Source organism: Algoriphagus sp. (genome assembly GCF_024642405.1).
GTDB lineage: Bacteria > Bacteroidota > Bacteroidia > Cytophagales > Cyclobacteriaceae > Algoriphagus.
Genome location: NZ_JAHEBC010000378.1, coordinates 1 through 3,549 on the forward strand (window position 1 = coordinate 1; position 3,549 = coordinate 3,549).

General features: G+C 39.0%; 2 protein-coding genes. Both read right to left on the reverse strand.

What is annotated here, in order from left to right; genetic code table 11:
- Positions 1-17 precede the first annotated feature (17 nt).
- Positions 18-3,155 carry a glycosyl hydrolase gene (locus Q0L68_RS18035; RefSeq protein ID WP_296705652.1) on the reverse strand — a complete coding sequence of 1,046 codons (3,138 nt, stop codon included), beginning with the start codon at positions 3,153-3,155 and terminating at the stop codon, positions 18-20.
- A gap of 128 nt (positions 3,156-3,283) precedes the next feature.
- Positions 3,284-3,549, reverse strand: a 266-nt coding sequence (locus Q0L68_RS18040) for a hypothetical protein (RefSeq protein WP_296705653.1), incomplete at its 5' end; no start/stop codon positions are given.

A 3,549-nucleotide genomic window follows, 5' to 3' on the forward strand; every position in this document is an offset into this window, starting at 1 on the left:
TTAGAGTTTTGAATCAATTACTTCACAAATAAAATACCGATTCCAGCCTCTTGAACCATTTTGTTAAAAGCAGGAATTTCTGTTTTCAACAACCTGTTTCCTTCTGCTTCAAGGACTTTCCATTCTTCCTCAAGTTCAGCTCTTCTTTCTCTCGAACCTTGATTGATTTTTGGAATAGAGCTATCCGATTGGTTGATTACATACATATAGTTTGCAGTGAATTTATTTGGGAAATTTTCAACATCATCATATGCTTTAGATTTACGCTGTATCATTGATTCGTCCCAAGCTTTTAGTGCTTTCAGTAATTTTTCTCCTTCAGAATTAATTGTAGCATACGTTTCATTTTCCTTAATTTTTTCCAAGAAACTTGAAAGTTGCTTTTGATATTCCATTTCAGTATTCACCATATTATGCATTTTAGTGAGTTCCTGCTCCATACCTAGCATGAATTCATGGTATTCCTGATATTGGTTTTCTGAAATTTCGTAAAGTGGGTTTTTCGTAATTTTACCTGTTGCTTCAGAGGATCCTAAATCTGAAAGTATTGAAATTTTATACGTTCCGGGAATAGCAGTGTGTCCGCCATAACCCGCTTCTATATATGCTCCATCTATTCCAGGCATAGTAGGATAACTCAAATTCCATACAAATCTATTGATTCCTTTCTTTGTGGTAAGTGTTGGCTCTGGTGATGGGCCTCCTGCATAAGACTTAAAGTCTTCATCCTTTTTAGATGAAAAAGTACGCACCAATTCACCTTTGGAATCGTGGATTTCTAAGGTCAATTCTGTAGAATCCGTGGCATTTTCAGGAAGGTGATAATAAATAACCATTCCACTTGCTGGATTGACTCCACTAAAAGGATCTGTCCCATCAAAATCGTCAATGTTTCCATTCATTCTGCTGTACCAATTCCCCAGAATCACTTCATCAGGAGAATAAACTAGTGATTTCTCTACTTTTGGTTGAGCTGCCCTAACCAAATTCAAATCATCCAAAATCCAAAATGATCTTCCTGCGGTTGCCACAATTAAGTCTCCATGTGCTTGAATTAAGTCCGTAATAGGTGCGACTGGCAGGTTTAATTGAAAAATCTCCCAACTAGCTCCTCCATTTCTTGAAAGATACATACCTGTTTCTGTACCAGCATAAAGCAGATCTTTAACTTTGGTATCTTCTCTTACAACTCGGGTAAATGCGCCGTATGGAATATTTGAACTAATATTGGTCCAAGTCTTTCCATAATTGGTGGTTTTGTAAAGACCTGGTGTTTTATCATCAAATTTATATCTAGTCGTTGCGATGTAGGCAGTAGCCGGATCATGAGGGGAAACTTCAATTGCGTTTATTAAGCATTCCTCCAACACCTTCGGAGTTACATTTTCCCAGTTTTCTCCGCCATCTTTTGTTAAATGGACAAAGCCATCATCGGAGCCTGTCCATATGTAACCTGCCTCATGGGGGGATTCTTTGACATAAGCCAAAGTGCCATAGTTTTCTGCTCCCACTGCTTCATTGGTATATGGGCCTCCACCATTTCCTTGCTTTTCGTCGATATTTCTGGTCAGATCCGGAGAGATAACTTCCCAGCTTGTTCCCATATCTTTGGTTTTTAATAAATACTGCGCACCATGGTAAAAAGTATTTTCCTCATGCTGCGACCAGATGATTGGGGCATTCCAATTAAAAAGATACTTCATGTCTCTAGCTTCTCTTCCAAGATATTGGATGGGCTCGATCATAATGTTCGTGCTTGCATTGGATTTCATATCAAGAACTTCAATCGTTCCTAAATAGCTTCCCCCTAAAACATATCGAGGATCATCTGGATCAAATGCTAAAAAAGCACTTTCGCCCCCAGCAGAATAATTCCAATTTTCAGTTGTGATGCTTCCTCTACCTAATGCAATGCTGTTAATGACCACTGATGTATTGTCTTGCTGTCCACCATATATTCGATAGGGGAATTGATTGTCAACATTCACCCGGTAAAATTGTGCAGTTGGCATATTCTCTTGGGTAGACCATGTTTTTGCTCCATTGAAAGAGATAGCTGCTCCTCCGTCATCTGCAAGAACCATGTTTTTGGAATTTTTAGGATTGATCCAGAGATCATGGTAATCGCCATGGGCACTAGGTAAATTCTCCCAAGTTTTTCCACCATCAATAGATCGAAGTGCCGGTGCACTCATTACATAGACTGTGTGCTCGTCATTTGGATCTGCGAAAACTTCAATGTAATACCATGCTCTTTGAACTAGACGATTATCTCCACTGACCATAGACCAACTTTCACCTGCATCATTGGAAACAAATAGCCCTCCTTTATCTTTATTTGTGTCTGACTCGATCAGAGCATAGACTTTATTTGAGTTTGCTCGGGAAACTGAAATAGCCATTTTACCTTTTTCCTCAGGAAGACCTTTATGGATTTTTTGCCATGTCTTTCCAGCATCAACTGATTTATAAAGACCGCTGCCTGGGCCTCCGCTTATTACCTTCCATGGTACTCTTTGATGCTCCCACATGGCAGCATATAATATTTCAGGATAATTCATATCCATAGATAATTCAACAGCTCCTGTTTTGTCATCCACGAATAAAACTAGTTCCCAAGACTCTCCACCATCAGTAGATTTGTAAATTCCTCGTTCTGGATTCGGTGCATGTAAGGCCCCCTGAGCAGCTACATACAGAATATCTGGATTTGTAGGATGAATTTGAATTCTTGAAATATGTTGGGTTTTTTCAAGTCCTAATTTCACCCAAGTTTTACCTGCATCTGTGGATTTGTAGACTCCATCACCATGTGAAGTCATGACACCTCTTGGTGCATGCTCTCCCATACCTACATAAACTATATTAGGGTTGCTTTCCGATACCGCTATTGCTCCGACAGAAGATGTTGTGAAATAACCATCAGAAATATTTTCCCAATATTGACCGGCATCTGAAGTTTTCCAGACTCCACCTCCAGTATTTCCCATATAATAGGTAAGAGGATCATTCACTACCCCTGTTGCCGTGACAGAGCGGCCACCTCTGAATGGGCCAATGTTTCGGTACTTAATAGGTAGGTCGATTTTCTGCATTTCTTGAGCGAAAGAGAAAAATCCTGCAAAAATCAAGACAATAGTAAAGAAGGATTTCATGCTTGGTTGGATGGTTGAAAGACCAAAATACTTAAAAAGTATCATTTCAACTAGCTGTTAATCCCATCAAAAAAAATCAGTATAGCTTTTGGCTATACTGATTAAAATAGTCCGTTAATTTTATTTCACTAATTATTTCCTCTTGAACTAGAACTGCTTCTTTTTACTGTAGATGAAGTGGATGATTTTTTTGAAGAACTTGTTCTGCTACTTACTTTAGGAGCACTTCTAGTTGTGGATTGAGATTGGTTTGACCCTGAAGATCTTACAGTAGGGCTAGACTTTCTGCTTTGCGTAGGTTGAGATACTCTTCCTTTGTTAGTATTTCCGGTTGATTGTCTAACCGTTGGTTGTGTTCTTGATCCATTATTTTGAGGTCTGGCTTGTTGGGTTC